General features: G+C 75.2%; 12 protein-coding genes. 5 read left to right on the plus strand and 7 right to left on the minus strand.

All coding sequences use genetic code 11. The features are described from left to right. Positions 1-83: 83 nt before the first annotated feature. A complete protein-coding gene (locus AB0I60_RS01485; protein ID WP_360724978.1) occupies positions 84-848 on the plus strand; it encodes a hypothetical protein in 765 nt (254 codons plus the stop codon). A 58-nt stretch (positions 849-906) separates the two neighbouring features. On the opposite strand, the gene AB0I60_RS01490 is transcribed toward AB0I60_RS01485, so the two are convergent. Next, a complete protein-coding gene (locus AB0I60_RS01490) occupies positions 907-2241 on the minus strand; it encodes a right-handed parallel beta-helix repeat-containing protein (protein WP_360724980.1) in 1335 nt (444 codons plus the stop codon). Between the two features lie 64 nt (positions 2242-2305). On the opposite strand from AB0I60_RS01490, the gene AB0I60_RS01495 reads away from it, so the two are divergent. Then, complete coding sequence (locus AB0I60_RS01495; RefSeq protein ID WP_360724982.1) at positions 2306-3439, plus strand: Dyp-type peroxidase; 1134 nt, start codon at positions 2306-2308, stop codon at positions 3437-3439. Positions 3440-3472: 33 nt separating this feature from the next. Here the strand turns inward: AB0I60_RS01495 and AB0I60_RS01500 are convergent, their stop codons facing one another. The 3 genes from AB0I60_RS01500 to AB0I60_RS01510 form a co-directional block, all read right to left on the minus strand. Beyond that, positions 3473-5080, minus strand: a complete 1608-nt coding sequence (locus AB0I60_RS01500; protein ID WP_360724984.1) for a LuxR C-terminal-related transcriptional regulator — start codon at positions 5078-5080, stop codon at positions 3473-3475. Positions 5081-5386: 306 nt separating this feature from the next. Continuing rightward, positions 5387-8224 carry a S8 family serine peptidase gene (locus tag AB0I60_RS01505; protein WP_360724986.1) on the minus strand — a complete coding sequence of 946 codons (2838 nt, stop codon included), beginning with the start codon at positions 8222-8224 and terminating at the stop codon, positions 5387-5389. Between the two features lie 172 nt (positions 8225-8396). Continuing rightward, positions 8397-9299 carry an XRE family transcriptional regulator gene (locus AB0I60_RS01510; protein WP_360724988.1) on the minus strand — a complete coding sequence of 301 codons (903 nt, stop codon included), beginning with the start codon at positions 9297-9299 and terminating at the stop codon, positions 8397-8399. Between the two features lie 120 nt (positions 9300-9419). On the opposite strand from AB0I60_RS01510, the gene AB0I60_RS01515 reads away from it, so the two are divergent. After that, complete coding sequence (locus AB0I60_RS01515; RefSeq protein ID WP_360724990.1) at positions 9420-10385, plus strand: helix-turn-helix domain-containing protein; 966 nt, start codon at positions 9420-9422, stop codon at positions 10383-10385. Positions 10386-10442: 57 nt separating this feature from the next. On the opposite strand, the gene AB0I60_RS01520 is transcribed toward AB0I60_RS01515, so the two are convergent. Continuing rightward, positions 10443-14129: a hypothetical protein gene (locus AB0I60_RS01520; RefSeq protein WP_360724992.1), complete on the minus strand. Its 3687-nt coding sequence runs from the start codon at positions 14127-14129 to the stop codon at positions 10443-10445. 322 nt (positions 14130-14451) lie between these two features. On the opposite strand from AB0I60_RS01520, the gene AB0I60_RS01525 reads away from it, so the two are divergent. Then, on the plus strand, positions 14452-15450 hold the full coding sequence (locus AB0I60_RS01525; RefSeq protein ID WP_360724994.1) for a hypothetical protein: 999 nt from the start codon (positions 14452-14454) through the stop codon (positions 15448-15450). A gap of 33 nt (positions 15451-15483) precedes the next feature. Here the strand turns inward: AB0I60_RS01525 and AB0I60_RS01530 are convergent, their stop codons facing one another. Beyond that, positions 15484-16419 carry a hypothetical protein gene (locus tag AB0I60_RS01530; RefSeq protein ID WP_360724996.1) on the minus strand — a complete coding sequence of 312 codons (936 nt, stop codon included), beginning with the start codon at positions 16417-16419 and terminating at the stop codon, positions 15484-15486. Positions 16420-16663: 244 nt separating this feature from the next. Between AB0I60_RS01530 and AB0I60_RS01535 the strand changes: the two genes are divergently transcribed. Next, positions 16664-17425, plus strand: a complete 762-nt coding sequence (locus tag AB0I60_RS01535) for a trypsin-like serine protease (RefSeq protein ID WP_360724998.1) — start codon at positions 16664-16666, stop codon at positions 17423-17425. A gap of 237 nt (positions 17426-17662) precedes the next feature. Here AB0I60_RS01535 and AB0I60_RS01540 read toward each other — a convergent pair whose 3' ends face one another. Then, positions 17663-19129 carry a trypsin-like serine protease gene (locus AB0I60_RS01540; protein ID WP_360725000.1) on the minus strand — a complete coding sequence of 489 codons (1467 nt, stop codon included), beginning with the start codon at positions 19127-19129 and terminating at the stop codon, positions 17663-17665. Positions 19130-19177: the final 48 nt, after the last annotated feature.

Consider the following 19177-nt stretch of genomic DNA (forward strand, 5'->3'; position numbering starts at 1 on the left):
GAAACCAGAACGGCGTTCGCGCGTGGCCGGGGTCGTCGGGTGAATCAGGGGGTGAAACGGGGGTCCTGTTAGGGTCCGGCCGCGTGCCGAACACACGAGTCCCGCACCGCCTCCGGTGGTCCCGGTCGCGCCTGGTGGTGGCCGCCTGCGGCGCCGTGGCGGTCGCGGTGGTGGCGTTCCTGGTCGTCGGCCCGGGTGAGGAGCCCGCCGGGCCGCGCGCGCTGACGTCGGACGAGGCGAACCGGCTGGCGATCACCCGGTACCGCAACTACGAGGCCGGCGGGCGCGCGCTGACGATCACCGTGCCGACCACCGGGGGCGGGCTGGTCGTGACCGGGTCCGTGGACTACCGGGCCGGCCTCGGCTACGCGGTGGTGCGCGGCACCGGGCGCGACACGTCCAGCGACGGGCTGGTGCAGTGGAACACCACCACCGTGTTCGTCCACCCGCTGGCGGACGCCCCGGCCGAGCCGCCGGCGGACCCTCCCGGGACGGGGTGGCACCGCCGTCCGCTCCAGCCGGCCGGCAGCGCGCTGGACAGCGCGCTGGCGATCGCGCTGGGCCTCGGCAGCGACCGGCCGGACAACGCCGGACTGCTGCCCCAGAACGGGGCCGCGTGGGTCGGCCGGGAGGAGGTCGGGGGCCGCCAGGTCGACGTCCTGAGCGGACCGGCCGCCCGGGGCAGGCCCGGCACGGCCGGCAACGTCCGCTACTGGGTCGACGCGGACGGCACCACGCACCGCGTGCGGGCGGACGTGGCCTCCGAACCGGAGCCGGTCGTCCTCGACTTCGACGCTCGACCGTACGTCCCGGTCCGGCCCGCACCCGGCGTGGCTCCGACGCGGTAACCGCCGATCGGCGGTTCTGCGGCAGCACGATCACCGCTGATGTGCGGTCACCGTCCCATCAGGACGTCTGCACCACCGCGCGGTCGGCCAGCAGCGACAGCGGCGGCAGCACGACCTGCGCCACGGCCGGCAGCACCGGCACCTCGGCAACCGCCGTGGCACGAGCCGTCGTGGCGTTCGGGAACTCGGGCTGTGCAGCGGGACCGGCCACCTCGGAGAACGGGATGCCGCGCGGTGGTCGGGGGCTCGGCCACGTGCCGGACGGGGACTCGTCGGCGATCGGGCAGGCGGCGTCCGTGGCGAGCTGCGCGGGCGCCGTCGCGGTGAGGTCGTTGTCGCGCAGGCAGTTGTCCCGGCCCCGGGTCGCGGTCGGGAAGGTCCAGCCGACGTCGACACCGTTGCCCGCGAACGAGTTCTCCACGATCCGGTTGCCGTTCGGCGGCAGGTCGGCGGTCGCGGTGAGCACCAGGCCCGCCGTGGCGTTGCCGGTGATCCGGTTGCGGACGACCTGGTTGCCGCTGCCGCCGTCGATGCCGATACCGACGCCCCACCCGCCGTCCGCCTGCTCGGGCGTCGGAGCTTGCTGGTTGGCCGCGACCAGGTTGCCGGCGACCACGGCGTCCTGCTGCGGCAGCAGCTTCTCCTGGTGGTCGGAGCTTATGGTGAGCCCGACCCGGTTGCCCACCAGGCGGTTGCCGACCACGTACACGTCACCGCTGGCGTTGGTGCCCTCGTAGCCGACCGCGTTCAGCTCGGCGACGTTGTCGCGCACCACGATGCGGCAGGGTTTGCACTGGCCGACGTAGATGCCAGAGTCGGCCGACCCGGACGCGTAAGAGTGCTCGATGACCCCGTCCTGAGCCGAGAACGCGTAGATGCCGTACAGCCCGTTGCGGGTGGCGGTCACGTGCGACACCGCGAACGACTTGAGGAAGGTGACCGGCTCGTCCCCCGTGTCGTAGCCGCCCTCCCCCGGCGTCCCGGAGGCCGCCTTCGCCGAACCGGTGAGCAGCACGCCGTTCTGCGTGTTGTGCCGCACGGTCAGGTTCTCCACGGCAACCCCGGGCGCGGTGACGACGATCCCGTTGGGCTGCCGCAACCTGCCGTCGATGACGACGCCGTCGCGGGACTCGCCGCGCAGCGTGACCCGGGGCCGGTCGACCTCCACCGACTCGTGGTAGACGCCCGGTGCCACCAGCACGAGGTCGCCGGGCTCGGCGAGGGCCACGCCGGCGGAGATGGTCGGGGCGTCGGCCGGCACCCGGATCGTCACGTCGGCACCGGCCGGTCGGACGCCGGCCGGGCGCGCGTCGGCACCCGGCCCGCCGTCGCCGCAGCCGGCGAGCACGAGCGCCGGCACCGCCACGACCGCGGCAAGTCGGGGACGAAGCATGGGGCCAGTGTGGCACGGCCGGCGGATTCGCCTGGGGCAGGGCGGTTCTGGCACCCTCCACCCCGTGCGCCGAGTCGAGGACCACCCGTCGCGCCGCGCCTTCCTCGGCGCCGGTGCCACCGCGCTGGCCGCCGGTCTCGCGGGCTGCGAACCGGGTGTCACCCGACCGGAGCAGCGCGCGGCGGGCGTGCCGCCCACGGGTCGGCACCAGGCCGGGGTGGCGCTGCCCCGCGAAGCCCAGCCGCACCTGCTGGTCGTGGTGGCCGACGTCGGCGACGGGGTGGCGGTCGGCCCGCTGCTGGCCGACCTCGGCGCGGCCGTCCTCGACCTCGCCGCCGGCGCGGACGCGCGGCTGCTGGGCCTGCCGCCGGGCGACCTCACCGTGACGGTCGGGGTCGGTCCCCGGCTGGTCCGCGCGGTCGACCCCGCCCTGCCCGGCGCGGCGGACCTCCCGGCGTTCGCCCACGAGCGGGTCGTGCCGCAGGCCCGGGGCGGCGACCTGCTGGTGCAGCTGTGCGCCGGCGACCCGGTCGTCCTGCCGGTCGCGGCCGGCGCGCTGCTGGCCCGCGCCGGCGACCGGGTGCGCGAGCGGTGGCGGCAGTCCGGTCGTCGCGGTTCGACCGTTCCGGTGAACCAGGAGGTGTCCGCGCCACGCAACGTGTTCGGCTTCGTCGACGGCGTCGTCGGCCCGCACACGGCGGAGCGGCAGGAACGCGACCTGTGGCTGGCCGGACCGGGCCCGGTCGCCGGCGGCACGCTCGCCGTGCTCCGGCGCATGGAACTGGACCTGGCGCGGTTCGCCGCGCTGCCCGTGGCCGCCCAGGAGGCCGTCTTCGGCCGGCGGCGGGACACGAGCGCACCCCTGTCCGGCGGCACCGTCGCCACCGACCCGGACCTCAACGCCAAGACACCGGACGGCCGCTACCTCATCCCTGCGGACGCCCACCTGCGCCGGGCGCACTCCGCAGCGGTCGGCGTGGGCCTGATGCTGCGCCGTTCCTACAGCATCGACGAACCGTCGCCCGGCCTGCTGTTCATGAGCTTCCAGAACGACATCCGGACGTTCACCAGCACCCTCACCCGGATGGAGAACGGCGACGCGCTGCTCCCGTTCACCACCACGACCGCCACCGCGACCTTCCTGATCCTGCCCGGTTTCGACCGCGACCACCCGCTGGGCGCCGCGCTGTTCGCCTGACGCACCGCAACGGCGGTCGAAGTGCGCGGCGCGCTAGAGCACGCCGAGTTCGTAGGCGCGCATGAGTGCACCCTCGCGGTTGGACGCGTGGAGTTTGCGGTAAGCGCTTTTCACCTGTGTGCGCACCGTGTTGACGGATACGACGAGCTTGCGCGCCACCTCCCCGAGGGTCAGACCGGCGTCCAGTTCGGCCAGCACCACCTGTTCCCGGGTGGTCAGCTCCACCAGCTCCACCCGGTCGGGGAACACCGGCCGGGCGCGGGACAGGCGGTCGGCGGCCTCCTCGGTCAGCGGCAGGTCGCCGAGCCCGATGACCTCCTCGCGGTCGGCAGCCGGCAGGGAGGCCAGCGACAACACCTCGTCCGGCGCGCGCACGCGGCGGACGAGCAGCAGCGCCCGGCGGGCCTCGTCCCGGTCGCCCATGCGCAGCGCGGCGACCGCCTTGAGCAGCAACACCTGCCGGACGTCGCGGCGGGACGCGGTCTCGTGCCAGGACGTGCGCGCGGCCGTCGCGCGGACCGCCTCGTACTCGCCGTTGAGCAGGCGGAGCCGGGCGGCGGGCAGCGCCAGCCACGTGCCGTGCGGGTCGGCCTCCCTGATCACCCGCAGGGCGCGGGTGGCCTGGCCGGTGGCGATGAGCAGGTCGACGTGGGCGCGGCGGAGCACCCGGGCGGCCGTGCCCTGCGCGACCAGGGCGGGTGCGTGGCTGAGCGGGAGCGCGCCGAGGTGGGCCAGCGCCGCCGCCGGGTCGCCCAGGTGCACCCCGTGCGCGGAGGTCAGCGCCGCGACGAACGGCCACACCTCCAGCGGCCGGGTGCCGTCGCCGGTGACCTCCAGGCACGCCGCGAGGCGGGGCCCGTCGTGGCGGTCGAGCGCGTCCCAGCCCTCGGCGATCGTGCCGCCCACGGTGAGCAGCAGCCGGACCCGCTCGGAGGGCGGCTCGAAGCGCCGCATCCGGTCGAGCCACTGGCGGGCGGGTGCGTCGTGGCCGAGGTGCGCGAAGATCATGGCCAGGTGCGCGGCGGCGTTGATCGCGGTGGCCTCCGCCGCCGGTTCGACCGTCGCGCGCTCGTACGCCTGGCGGGACAGCTCCACCGCCGCCGGGAAGTCGTCCATCAGCGACCGGGTCAGGCCGCGCTGCATGGCCAGCCACCCGGTGCGCGGTTCCGCGTCGCCGCCGGGCAGCGCGCACAACTGCGCCGCGCGGGTGGTGAGCCGCTCGCCCAGCTCCTCGGCCTCGGCACCAGCGCCGCGCAGGCGCAGCCCGACCATGGCGGCGGTGCCGACCGCGACGAGGGTCGCGGCCGAGGTCTCCTGCCCGACGTCCATGCCCGCCGCCAACCTGGTGCCGAGTTCGGCGTAGTGGCGCAGGTGCGGCCTCAGCTCGCCGGCGTCGGACCCGTTCGTCGCGTAGTAGGCACCGATCCACGACAGCATCAGGCGCGGGCGGGCGCGCAGCTCCTCATCCGGCACCTGGCCGAGCACGACGAGGAGCCGACCGGCCAGTTCGCCCTCCACGGCGAGGATGTGCCGGTCGCACAGGGCTTCGAGCGCCGTCCAGTCGCGCTCGTCGGCGATCCGGGCGAGCGCCGCCGGCAGGTCGGTCCCGGGCCGTCGGCCGGGCTTCGTCTCGGGCAGCACCGCATCCGCCCCCCGAAGGCCAGGCCGGTGGAACTCGGTCGCGGAGCGGGGCGCCGCGCCCCGCCCACCGATGTGGACAAGACATCACCTTGGCACCGTGGGACAAACCCGTCATCCCCGACAACCGGGTGAACTTGGCCACCACCAGGTGAACACGCGCCGGGGTAGTCGAGCACCCCTCGACTCCGGACAGGACGGTCGCCGCGTCGGCCCGGCGGCCCGGCGGCCCGGCGGCCCGGGACCGACGCCGGACCGGCCCGTGACCGGGGTGGTCACGGGCCGGCCGTCCGATCGGGACGTGCCCGGTCAGGCGGGGAACACGAACCAGTAGAACGACACGGCGGCCTTCGCGCCGGAGCTGTCCACCACGGTCACCGTCGGGTGGTAGTTCGCCCACGTGCTCGGGCTGCCGCTGATCACGCCCGTCGCCGCGTCGACGGAGAGGCCGGCGGGCAGGCCGGTCGCGGTGAAGCGGTAGCCGCCGCTGCCGCCGGTCGCGGTCATCCGCAGGGACACCGGCTTGCCCTTCGCGGTGGTCTGGGTGCCGGGGTCGGCCAGGGCGATCTTGGTGGTGCCGCCCCCGGTCACCGTCAGGGTGTAGGTGGTCTGCCGGGTGACCGTGCCGCGCGTGCCGCTGATCGTGACGCGGTACTCGCCGGCCGGGGTGGACGCCGACGTGCCGATCCGCAGGGTCGAACTGCCCCCGGCACCGATCGAGGACGGGGTGAAGGCGGCCGTGGCACCGGAGGGCAGGCCGGTGGCGGACAGCGCGATGTCACCGGTCGGCGGGGTGCCGCCGATCTGCTCGTTGGCCCAGTCGCCCATGACGCCCCACAGCTTGCCGTGCGCGTTGTAGGCGGCGCAGTCCGTGCGCAGCCACGAGAACACGCCCCAGATCTTGCCGTTGGCGTAGTACGGACCGCCGGAGTCGCCCTGGCACAGCCCGGCGCTGCCGTTGCCGTAACCGTCGCAGAACATGTACCGGGCGTCGAACTGCGAGTTGATGCTCTTGCAGTTCTGGTCCTCCACCGTGGGCAGGACGACCTCGCGCAGCTTCGTGTTGCGCTGGGCGTCCTGCGCGTCGGTCTTGCCGTAGCCGATGGCGGTGCCCCGGGTGCCCAGCGGCAGGGTGTCGCCGGAGCGGGCGATGGCCGGGTAGGCCGTGCCGGGCGGGACCGGGATGTCGGTCCTGGTGAAGATCACCGCGACGTCGTGGCCGGTGCGCCACCCGTCGGCGGGGTCGTAGTCCGGGTGCACCCGGTACTCCTCGATCTCGACCCGGGTCCCGGCGGAGGTGTCCGCGAGGTCGTCGCGGCCGTAGACGAGGTACTTCGGGTCGCCCTGGGAGAACTTGCAGTGCGCGGCGATCAGCACCGCGCGCTTGGCCACGACCGAGCCCGTGCAGGACTGCTCCTGCGGGCGCGCTCCCCCGGTGCGGTGCTGCGAGATGATGAACGGGTACTTCGCCACGGTGGTGGGCGTCCCGCCGATGACGGCGGGGCTCGCACCCGGTTCGGAGCGGGTCACCGGGCTCGCGCCGACCGTGGTCGACACCGACGAGCCCGCCGGCACCGAACCGGCGGCCGGGTCGGCGGTGAGCCGGAAGTCGTCGGGCACCTGCCCGGTGACGGTGAGCGTCACCTCGGCGCTGCGGGTGGCATCGGCGCCCTTGCCCGTCACGCCGACGCGGTACGTGCCGGGGCTCGCCGAGGCCGCCGCCGTCAGCGTGAGCCTGGCCGAGTCGCCGGCCGTGACCGAGTTCGGCTCGAACGCCGCCGTCACGCCCTGGGGCAGGCCGGTGGCCGTCAGCGCCACGGTCTGCGCCGACCCCCGCGTGACGGTGGTGCCGATGGTGGTGGACACCGCCGTGCCGGGGTCGGTGCGGACCGACGACGGCGTGGCCGTGACCGCGAAGTCGTTGCCGGGCTGCGGCGCGTTCGGCACGTGCAGCAGCCGGTTCGGCGTGCCCGACCGGATGTTGGTCATCTTGCCGGTGGTGGCGTTGTCGACGACCCACTTCTTCAGGTCCGCCGGCGTGGCCGAGGGCTGCTCGGCCAGCCGCAGCGCCATCGCGCCCGCCACGTGCGGGGCGGCCATGGAGGTGCCGGACTTCTGGCCGTAGGAGGTGTCCGAGGTGTTGACCGACGAGTCGATGTTGCTGCCCGGCGCGAACAGGTCGGTGCACGGGCCGTCGTTGGAGTCGCCGGCGCGCTGGTCGGAGCTGGTCGAGTTGGCGACCCGGACGCCGGTCTCGACGCGGCTGCCCGGCCCGTAGTCGCACGAGTTGCCGCCGTTGTTGCCGGTGATCAGCGACCACTGCACGCCGGAGGCCACCGCGCCCTTGATCGCGGCGACGCCGACCGTCGGGTCGTCGGCGTACACGCTCATGTTCACCACGGCGGGTTTGACCGCGTTCTTGGCGATCCACTCGGCGGCGACGACGATGTCGGTGTCCTTGCCGCTGGACTGGCAGTTGAGGATGCGCACCGCCCAGAGCGTCGCCTTCTTGGCCACACCACGGGTCTTGCCGCCGGCGATGCCCGCCACGTGCGTGCCGTGGCCCTGCTTGGCCGAGTCGCAGTCGTTGCCGTTGGTGGGCGGCACGACGAAGTCGGCGGCGTACTTGGCGCGTCCCTCGAACTCCTGGTGGCCGAACCGGATCCCGGTGTCCACGACGTAGATGTTGACGCCCGCCCCGGCGTTGCCGGGATAGCTGTACTTGCGGTCCAGCGGCAGGTCCCGCTGGTCGACGCGGTCCAGGCCCCAGTTCGGTGGGTTGTCCTGGACGTCGGCGGCGCGCGCGGTGCCGGACTGGGTCACCGAGGCGACGTCGGGGTGCGCGGCGAGGCGGCGGGCCTGCCGCTCGTCGAGGCCCTCGGCCACGAAGCCGCGCATGACCTTGTCGAGCACGTGGGTCGCGGTACCGCCGTAGCGGCGGGTCAGGGAGTCCGCGCTGCCCGCCGCGCCGGCGCTGCCGACGCGGTCCTTCAACGAGACGAGGTAGACGCCGGGCACGGGGTTCTTCGCCGCGACGCGCACCTCGCCCTCGGGTTCGGCCGCCGAGGCGGGTGCGGCGAGGGCCGTCATGGCCAGCACGGCCAGCACGGTCACCAACGCCGACGTCGAGCGTGATTCGCAGGGCATGGATCCACTCCTCTTCCGGCTCCGCACCGGTGTTCGGCGCGGAGCGTGGGAAGCGGAAGGTAATCCGGGGGCGGTCGGCGGGTGAAGGTATCTGTTCCCGGTCGGCACCGCGCACCGAAGCGCGGCGTCGCCGCAGGTCAGGGGGTGTGCGACGAAACAGAGTTACGGTGTTTCACCACTCCCACCGGATGCCGACGGTGCCCGGCCGGACCGACGGGCTGACCAGCGCGGTGGCCCCGGTCGCGCCCAGCCACAGGTCCTCGACGTGCCGCTCCGGGCCGCGCAGCCCCAGTCGGTCGTAGCGGCGCACGCGGCCCGGCGAGCCGCCCACGAACCTCAGCTGCACGGTGTAGAGGCCCACCGGGCGCGGGAACCGCCGGTAGAAGTGGTCCAGCGGCAGCCCGTCCGGCAGGCGCATCTCGTACTCCAGCACGGTGTGCTCGCCCCGGTCGAGCGGCCGGTCGAACAGGAACTCCACGACCACCGACCGGCTCGCCGGGTCGCGCCGGACCCGACCGCGCCGGGCGTGGGCGACCCCGACCAGCTCCGGTGCCGGGAACGCCGCGTCGTCCACCTCGTGGCACACCAGGTGGCGGTCGACCCGGTCGGCGGTGGCGCGCGCCACCAGCCGGGTCCGCTGCCGGCGCCGGCCGGTCTCCTCGTCCACGACCAGCGCGTCACCGACGCTGAGCAGCTCCAGCCGGCCGTCGCCCGACGCGTCCAACCCGGACAGCAGCGGCCCGCACGCCGGCCACAGCGCGCGCCGCGACAGCGTGCCCGGCGGGCGGGCGGCCGGTCGCCCGCGCGGTCGGCGCGCTCCCAGCAGGACGACCAGGGACGCCGGCGGCAGGCCGAGGACCCGCTCCAGCCCGCTCAGCGCGGCCAGCGACTCGGCGCGCTCGGGGCGGCTGCGACCGTTGCGCCAGTAGGAGATCGCCGTGCGGCTCACCGTGACGCCGCCGTCGGCCAGCCGGCCGCACAACCGGTCCAGGGTCAGCCCGGAAGCCTCGATGGCCGCGTCGAGCGCCACCTCGAACGGGCCGGTGCGCAGCAGCCGTCGCAGTTCTCTGTCCATCGTCTTCCGTTCACCGTCGGTACCCGCAGGCGGAAGAGGTGTCCAAGGTAGACCGCGCGCGGACCGCCGGGAAGGGCACAGCCGGCCACTGGCCACAAGTGGCCGCTTAGACTGGGCCGCGTGGACACCGTCGACGCCGGGTTCCTGGAACCGGTCGGGCTGGGCGCGACCGAGGGCGCGGTCTACCTCCGGCTGCTGCGCAGCCCCCGGTCCGACGCGGGCGAGCTGGCCGGGGCGCTCGACCTGCCGGCCGGCCGGGTGGCCCGCGCCGCCGCGAACCTCATCGCGGCCGGGCTGGTCACCAAGCTCGCGGGCCGGCCCGTCCGGTACGTGCCCGCGCCACCGCAGGTCGCCCTGGACGCCTTGGCGCTGCGCCGCGCCGAGCAGCTCGACCGGCTGCGCGCGACGACCCACCGCCTGGCCGCGCAGTACGAGGACGCCCCGCGCGGCGAACCCGGCGACCTGGTCGAGCTGCTCGAAGGCGGCCCCGCCGTGCGGCACCACATCGCCCAGCTCCAGCTCTCCGCCCGCGAGGAGGTGCGGCTGGTCGACTGCCCGCCCTACCTGGGCGGCGTGCCGGAGCACAACGTCGCGGAGTTGCAGGCGCTGCGGCGCGGCGTCGCGTACCGCACGATCTACCACGTGCCCGCGCTGGACAACCCGGCGCGGCTGGCCGAGATCGCCGCCTACACCGAGGCGGGCGAGGAGGCCCGTGCCCTGCCGGACGTGCGGATGAAGATGATGATTGCCGACCGGCGGGTGGCGCTGATCCCGCTGAGCTTCGAGGCGTCCGAGACCGGCGTGCGCATCCTGGTGCACCGCTCGCCGCTGCTCGACGCGCTGATCACCTGCTTCGACCTGCTGTGGGAGCGCGCCACGCCGATCGGCACGGCCCTGCGCGGCACCCACCGCGACAAGGAGGTGCTCGCGCTGCTGGCGGCGGGGATGAAGGACGCCGCGATCATGCGCTCGCTGGGCATGACCCAGCGGACCCTGACCCGCCGGGTGGCGGCCCTGCTGGACGACCTCGGCGCCACCACGCGCTTCCAGGCCGGCATCCACGCCGCGCGCCGGGGCCTGGTCTGACCGTCCCGCCACGCGGCGGCGGGCCGGCTCTCCGCCGGCGCGGTCGCGGTGGCGGGCTCAGGGGCAGGCGCGGGTGGCACCCCGGCGCACCAGGTCGCACAGCCGCTCCTGCCAGAGCCGCTCGTCCACCACCGCCGGGCCGTCCTCCAGCAGGACGGTCGAACCCCGCAGCGCCTCGGCCCGCACCGGGAGCTTCAGCTCCTGGTAGACCACGGTCCCGTCCCCGTCGATCTCCGCCAGCGCGGACGAGCTGATCCAGCGGAGGTGCCCGCCGCTCGCGTCCATTCTCGCCCGCACCGACTTCTCCCGGCCCTCGTCCTCGCCGAGCAGCAGCCACAGCGGGGGCGCGTCGGACCACAGCTCGACGTAGGAGCGGGGGCCGCCGTCCCGCACCACGACCAGCACGCCGCCCGGGGCGGCCACGTCGAGGACCGGCAGCCCCCGGTGGCTCTGCCCGGGACCGGCCCGGCCGGTGGTCAGGTCCCACTCCCGCACGCCCTCCCGATCGGCGGTCACCACCACCGCGCGGTCGTCGGCCAGCAGGTCGAAGCGCACCTCGCCGTGCCGGTCCGCCGGGACCGCCACCCGCCGGGGCGGCGCGGTGCCGGTCGGCTCCCACGTCGTGATGGCCGCGGAGTGCCCGACGTGCAGGCGGTCGCGCTCGTCGAACCGGAGCACGGGGAAACCCCGAGCGCCCTCCAGCGGCAGCGCGGCGACCAGCGCCAGGTCGGCCGCGCTGCGGACCTCGACCCGAGCCCGGTCGGTGAAGCCGACGGCGACGTACTGCCCGGAGGGCGACAGCCAGGCGGTGTCGACGTTGCCGTCGGTGCGCGCGACCGCCTGCCGCCGCTGGTCGGACGTCCGCCACAGGGCCAGTTCGTCGTCCCGGTCGCGGCGGTGGACGGTCAGCACCCGGTGGCCGTCCCGGCTGAAGTGGGCCGCCCGGACCGGCGCGGCGGAGTCGGCGAGCTCGTCGGGCGAGAGGTACTCGGCCACGACGGTCGAGGCGGACCGCCCGACGACGAGCAGTCGGCCGTCCGGGCCCGTGACGAGCGCCTGCGGCTCCTGGTCGGCGCGCAGCACCGCCGTGGCCGTGCCGGTCGCCAGGTCGACCAGGGTGGGCGGGTCGGCGTGCAGGGCGGTCCGCCCGTCCGGGGCGAGCACCTCCGCGCACTGCGGGTGCGGGCCGGTGAACTCGGCGACCCGGTCGCCGGACGGCAGGGCGAACACCGCCGTGGACACCGGGGAGCCGGCCGCCGAGCCGACCCGGCGGCAGGTGGTGGCGACCGTGCCGGCCGCGTTCACCGCGACCGCGACCCGCCCGGTGCCGAGCAGCGCGCTGCCGCCCGTGGCCAGGTCGACCAGGTACAGCCGGGGGTCGTCACCGCGCTGGTGCACGAGCAGCCGGTTGCCCGCGACCAGGTGGAACCCGACGTCGGTCCGGCTGCCGCCGAGCGGCACGGCGCCGGCGGGCGTGCCGTCGCGGTGCCACAGCAGCACCTGCGAGTCCCCGCTCCGCCAGGTCGCCACCCGGTCGGGGGCCGGTGCGGCGACCACCGCGCCCGGCCCGCCGGGCACCACGAACCCGCCGGCGGGCGTGCCGTCGCGGTGGACGAACCGGACGCCGTCCTCGTCGGCGAAGGTGACCCCGGAGCCGTCCGGGTCGATCCCCGCGACCCGGCCACCGGTGTGCACCACCACGGGGGCCGGTGCGCCGACCGACCACAGCAGGGCACCCGAGCGGGTCCCGACGGCGACGAACGAGCCGTCCGGGGCGGCGAGGACCGGGCCGGTGCCGCGCCCGCCCGGGTCGGGCACCGTCCACGCCACCCGGCGGGTGCGCAGGTAGGCGGCGAACAGGTTGTGCCGGGCGGTGTCGACGTCCGGCCGGTCGCGGTACCGGGTCAGCACCTCCCACAGCGCCTCGTCGGACAGGTCCGGGGCCAGGTGGTAGTCGCCCCGGAACACGGTGGGCGCTCCCCTGTCGTCGTCGACCAGCAGCGACAGGGCCGCGTACGGCAGACCGACCACGAGGGCGATCACCAGCACCACGGCCGCGCGGCGGTGCCAACGCCGGTCGTGCGCCCGGCGGGCGTCGGCCGCGCGCCGGGCGAACAGCCGCTCGTCGTCGGGGAGGTCGTGCTCGCGGTCGGCCAGCCAGCGGGCCGCGTGGGCGGCGCCACCTCCGGCGCGCAGGACCTTGTCGGTGGGCGTCGCGCCCCACCGGGCGCGGTCGCGGCGCAGCTCCGCCCGCCACAGCTCGAACTCCCGGTCCTGCTCCACCGACTCGCGCAGGCGGTGCCACAGGGTGATCAGCGCCTCGTGCGCCAGCTCCACCGTCCCGTCCCGCCCGCCGACCAGCAGCCCGGCCGCCAGCAGGCGGTCGGCGAGCCCGCGCTCCGGGCCCGTCAGGTCGGCGGCGGTGGCGGCGGCCCGCGTGGTCGGCAGGTCGTGGGTGACCCGCACCAGGCGGGAGAACAGCCTCGGCGCGACCGCGCGCTCCGCCTCCGGCAGCCGTGACCAGACCTCGTCCTCGGCGTAGTGCGCCAGCGCGCCGCCCGCCTCGCCGAGCTGCTCGTAGGCCGCGTGGGTCAGCACGCCGGCGACCTGCCGGTCCCACAATCGCTCCAGGGTGAACTGGAGCAGCGACAACTGGCCCGGCGCGTGCTCGACGTCCCGCGCGATCCGCCCCGCCAGGCCCTTCTCCAGGCGCACGTCGACCGGCAGCGGGCCGGTGATCGCCGACAGCAGCTGCTCGCGGGTCAGCACCCCCAGCGTGTCGCACGAGCGCAGCACCCGCGCCAGGTCCGGGTGGTCCAACGCCGGTTCGAGGAAGTCCGAGCGCAACGCCACCAGCAGCTTGCCCGCCGCGCCGCGCGCCAGAGCGGCGAAGGCGTCGTCGGACGATCCCACCAGCTCCTCCGCCTGGTCCACGACGACCAGCGCGTCGGCGGCGGTCGCCGGCACCGGGTCGCCGGGCCGCCACACCACCACCGGCAGGTCTCCCAGCCTCGGCAGCACACCCGCGAACACCAGCGACGACTTGCCCCGCCCCGAAGGCCCGACCAGTGCCACGACCCGCTCGGCCCGCACCTTCGCCGCGAGGTCGTCGGCCATCCCGTCCCGGCCGAAGAACCGGCCCGAGTCCTCGAATCGGAACGGCCGGAGGCCCCGGTAGGGGTTGGCACCGGGCGTGCGCGGCGGCAGGCGCGCGATGACCGCCGTGCTGGACAGCAGGAACGCCGTCCGCGCGGACGCCCGGCCCGCCACCTGCACGACCACGCCGACCACACCGCCCGCGACCGGGTCCCACGCCGGCCCCCCGCTGAACCCGGGCGCCACGGCGAACCCCGCCACCCGGTCGTCCTCGACCACCAGCAGCCCGCGCGCCTGCCGGCCCAGCACCGACCCCGTGGCCCACACCCCGTCGTCGTACCCGGCGGGGAACCCGAAGCAGCGCACGGGCGTGCCCCAGGCGGGCGGCACGGGGAGCAGCGGCAGCGGGGTCACCCCGTCCGGCAGCGCCCCCGGCCGCAGCACGGCCAGGTCGTCGGCGGCGAACACCGCGACCGGCTCCACCTCCACCCGGTGCGCCCCGTCCACCGTGCTGAACACGGCGCCGTCGAGGACGTGCTCACACGTCAGGACGCGGGGGCCGTCCGAGGTGTCGACCACGAACGCCACGCCGACCGGCCGCATCCGACCGTCGAGGACGCGCAGCAGCGCGGAAGTGGATAAGTCCACGCGACCCAGCCTAGGTGGTGTCCCCCGGACCGTCGATCAGACCCGCGTGGTCACAGCGAGCAGACGGAGGCGGGACGGCGGGCACAGGTCGGGCGCGGCGGAGCGCGGCCGGCGGACGCGGGCGAGGCGGTGCGTGGCGCGGGACCGGAGGGGGCGCGGGGTGCCGCCGTGGAAGACCACGCCGCCTCATCCGGTGCGGGCACCGGGTTGCAGCGGTTCACCCGTGGCGGGTGTCGCCCGTCCCCCGCGCCGGCCGCGACGCTCGACGAGGCGGGTCGACACCCGCCGCCACCTGGTACCCGGACCGAAGGAGACGACACCCGTGCGCAACCCCACGTTGCTCGGCAGGCGCGACTTGGTCGACGTGGTGCGGCCCGTGCACCCCGTCGCGTCCGTCCACTTGGGACCCCCGTCGGACGTGCCGTGGCCGGACCGGCTCGACGCGGTGGTCGGCGAGCTGCGCCGGGACGGTGCGGACGAGGCGACGGTCCGCGACCTGCACACCGCCGTGCCGACCGACCCGGGCACCCCGGTGGTGGTGTTCGCGGACGGCGGGCACGTCCCGGCCGTGTACGCCACGCCCGGCCGCACCGGGCCGGACACCGCGCGCTTCACCGCTCCCGCCCACGTGCTGCCGCTGATGGCGTGGTCGCAGGAACGGCCGCCGTGCGTCGTGGTGGTGGCCGGGCGCGACCACGTGAAGGTCTCCACCGCCGGCGACGGCGTGGAGCCCGGACCCGTGCGGTGCGCGCCGGCCGACGTGCCGGAGGTGTCCCGGGCCGCCCTGGACCGCATCGGCGCGCGGCTGGTCGTGGTGTGCGGCGACGACCTGCTGGTCGGCGTGCTGCGCGCCGCGCTGGCGCCGGACGCCACCGTGCGGCGCACCGCCCGGCCGTGGGGTGAGCGGCTCGCCGACGTGGCGCGCTCGACCTCCCGCCTGTGGACCGCGCAGAGCCTGGCCGACCTCGCCGGGCAGTCCCCGGAGCGCGCGGTGCGCGGCGTGGAGGCGACGCTCGACGCGCTGGCGCGGAGCCGGGTGCGGGAACTGCTCGTGGTGAGCCCGCCCCCACCGGGCGGCACCGCGTGGTTCGGGTCCCGGGCCGCGCAGGTCGCGCGCCGCACCGCCACGCCCGGCACGGGCGCGGTGGTCGACGTCGCCCCGCCGTGGTCGCGCGGCGAGGGCACGGCGGTCGACGTGGCGGTGCGCTCGGCGCTGGTCGGCGGAGCGTCCGTGCGGGTGCTGCGACCGGGCACGCCCGGCACGCCGGTCGGCGGCATCGGCGCGCTGTGCCGGTTCCCGCTCACCGTGGTGCGGCCGTGAACCCGGCGGCCGGACCACGCCCGCCCGCCGGGTTCACGGCCACTCCCAGCGGACGCCCCGGATGCCCGGTGCCACGTCGGTGGCGAACACGTGGGCCGGGATGCCGGGCGCGAAGGCCAGGTCGGTCACCTCGCGTTCCGGGCCGGTCCGCGAGGCGAGCTGGTAGGAGTGGCAGGAAAGCGGCTGGGCGTCCGGCGCGAAGCGGATTTCCAGCAGGTGCGTGCGCAGCGGATAGCGGAACAGGCGGTTCGTGGTGGTGTCCGGCTCGTCCCCGGTGTAGTCGTACTCGTATTCGACGATCGCCGTCTCCCCGCGCGCCAGCGGGCGGGGCAGCAGCAGTTCCATGATCGTGAATCCCTGGTCGGGCAGCGTTTCGACGCGGCCCGGCGCGCAGTAGCGGGTCGCGGCCAGCCGGGGCGCGCGCCCCGGGCCGCCCCGCGTCGGGACCACCCGCTTGTGGGCGTCGTCGGCGGTGGCGCGCACCACCTCGCGGACGCGGTGGCGGCGCTGCAACCGGTCGGCGTCGACCTCCACGGACTCCCTCAGGTCCACGACGACCAGCGGCAGCTCCTGGGTGCCGGTGAGGGAGGCGAGCAGCGGCAGCACCCCGCTGTGGCTGCCCCACAGGCGTTCCTCGCCGACGACGCGGCGCGGGAGGTCGGCGTGGCGCGGTCCGGCGTGGTCGAGCAGCGCGGTCAACGACCCGGCGGGCAGGCCGAGCACGGCTTCCAGGACGCCGACCGCACGGCGGGAGCCACCGCGCGCGGGCGCGGTCCGGCCGCACCGCCAGTTGCTCAGCGTCGTGACGCTGACCGGCACGCCCGCCCCGTCGAGCCGGTGCTTGAGCCGGGCCAGGCCCAGCCCGCTGCGGTCGATCGCCAGCGACAGCGCGTGGTGGAACGGCCCGTCGGCCAGCGCGCGGTCCAGGCGCTCGCGCGGACCCGGCCAGGGCCTGCTGATGATCGTCATACCGCCTCGTCCACGCGTCGGGAAGCGGCCCCGCTGCCACTTCCGCGCACTCCTTTTCGTGCTACCACGGCGAATCCGGGGCGACAACCCCGCGTACGGCTGGCCGTTTTCAGTTGAAGGCGGTGCGACTTCCAGCGGGGTCATTCCCGCCGGCCACCGACCTACGGTGGACCGGTCCCCACCGGATCACCCGATCCGGACCCTGCACCCTGCACCCTGCGGGTCACCACTCCGAGGAGAACCCATGCGTGAGTCTCATGGGCGGTTCGTCCGCGCGGCCACCCTGCTGGCCGTCGCCGCTGCCGCGCTGAGCACGCTCACCACCGGTACCGCCGCCGCCGCGCCCGCGCCGCCGACGGTCCCGTCGGAGCCCGCCATCATCGGCGGCAGCACGGCCCAGAACCCGGGCTACATCACCAGGTTCAACGGCCACTCCGGCAACTACACCTTCTTCTGCACCAGCACGCTCATCGCCTCGCGGTGGGTGCTGACCGCCCGGCACTGCCTGTTCGACGACAACAACCGCCAGATCACCGACATCGACCTCTACGTCGGGTCGAACCAGTCCAACGGCGGGCGGCACGTCAAGGCGTCGGCCACCTACCTCTACAACCGGGGCGACCTGGCCCTGCTCAAGCTCAACGCCGACGGCGGCAGCACGTTCGCCAAGCTGGCCGCGAGCAGCGCCGACGCCAAGGTCGGCGACGCCGCCACCGTCTACGGCTGGGGCGCGACCAGGAAGGACAACGAGGGCTCGAACCAGTCCCCGGTGCTGAAGAAGGCCGAGGTGACCATCTCCAGCGTCAACTCGCAGGACTTCGTGGGCGGACCGTCCATCCAGGCCCGCACCCCGAACGGCGCGGTGGCGGGCGGTGACTCCGGCGGCCCGATGCTCGACAAGGGCGTCCAGGTCGGCGTCGCCTCCACCAGCAACCGCTCCAGCGTCACCGACTACGCCTCGGTGAGCGCGGCCCGGAGCTGGATCCGCCAGATCTCCGGCGTCTGACAGGTCTTCGCGGTCCGACAGCACTGAACCGCGCCGTGGGGTGGATCCGCACACCCCACGGCGCTTCGGCGTGCCCGGCCTGGATTGCGGGCCTTCGCCATCGGGGCTCCACGTCGGCAAGAAGGTCGATTCCCCGGTACGGCGGGGAAAGCGTCGAGCCCGTGGCCGCCGAAGCGGTCACGGGCTCGACGGGGCCGGGTGGCCGCGCCGGGGTCTCCGGCACGGCCACCCGGTGCGTCACCGCACCGTGAGGGTGTACTCGGCAGTCCCTGTCCTGCCGGTGCTGTCGGTCGCGGTGACGGTCACCTTGTAGGTGCCGCGCTGGTACGGGCCCATCACCGTCATCCGGGACGTGCCGCCCGGGTTGACGCTCTGCGGCGAGAACATCGGCGCGTGGGTCAGGCCGGTGCCGGTGAGCCGGATCGGGCCCTTGCCACCGGTGACGGTGATCGTCGCGTTGGCGTACCCGCCGGGCGGCACGGTGCCCGAGGCCGGCGAGACCGACGGCTTGGGGCCGTCCGTCGTGCCGCCACCGCCGACCGTGAGCGTGTACTCGGCGGTCTTGGAGCCGGAGGTGCCCTTGGCCGCGACGGTCACCTTGTAGGTGCCCGCCGGCGTGCTCGCCGAGGTCTGGAGCGTCAGCTTGGCCACCTCGCCGGAGTTGACGGTGGTCGACGGCTGGAAGGTGGCCGTCGTGCCGGCGGGCAGGGTGGACGCGCTCAGCTCCAGCTTCTCCGGGCCCTGGTCGCCCGCCGTGGTGGTCACGCTGGTCGAGACGTGCTTGCCGGGATCGGCCTTGCCCGACGACGGCGACAGCGCCACCGCGAACTTGCCGTCGCCCGGCTGGGTCCCGCCGATCTCGGCGCGGGCCCAGTCGCCCATCTCGTTGGTCAGCCGCGCCATCATGCTGTAGCGGTCGCACTTGCTGGAGCCCCACGACGAGACGCCGACGATCACGCCGTCCACGATGAACGGTCCACCGCTGTCACCCGAGCAGTTGGCGGTGCGGCCGTCGTTGTAGCCGGCGCACACCATCAGGTCGCCGTTGACCGTGATGTCGAAGACCTGGCAGCCGCCGGGGTCGTTGACCGGCAGCGTGGTCTTGCGCAGCTCGCCGGAGCCACCGCCGGACGAGGTCTTGCCGTAGCCGATCGACGTGCCGGACTTGCCGGGCTTGGTGAGCGCCACGTCGGCGGAGCCAGCGACCTTCGCCCACTGCGCCTGCGGCACCGGGAGGTCGTCGGCGGTGGTGACCACCGCGACGTCGTATCCGGTCCGCCAGCCGCCCGAGCCGGTGTACTTCGGGTGGGTCTTGAACGAGGCGACGGCCGTGCGGAACGTCTCGTCGCCCGGCGTGTTCAGGTCGTCGTCGCCGTAGATGTAGCTCTTATCGCCCGTGGCGTCGATCATGCAGTGCGCCGCCGTGAGGATCTTGCGCTTGCCGACCACGGAGGCGGTGCACGACTGCCCCTGCGGGCCGCCGCCGCCGACGCGCATCCCCGCGATGATGAACGGGTGCTCCTTGACGGTGGTGCGCTCGCCGTTGACGATCCGGGTCCCGACGTCGCCGGTGTGCATTTGGTCGGTCGGGGTCGCCGCGATGCTGGTCCCGCCGGCCGGCGCGGCGCCGGCGGCGGTCGTGACCGGCAGGGCCACCGCGACCAGTGCCAGCGCGAGCGCCGGGGCGAAGCGTGGTGCTTTCATCGTTCTCCTTCAATGGCAGGGGTGGAGAGAGGTCGTGCGTCCCGAGTG

This window comes from Actinosynnema sp. NPDC050436 (assembly GCF_040655415.1).
In the GTDB taxonomy this organism is placed as follows: Bacteria; Actinomycetota; Actinomycetes; order Mycobacteriales; family Pseudonocardiaceae; genus Actinosynnema.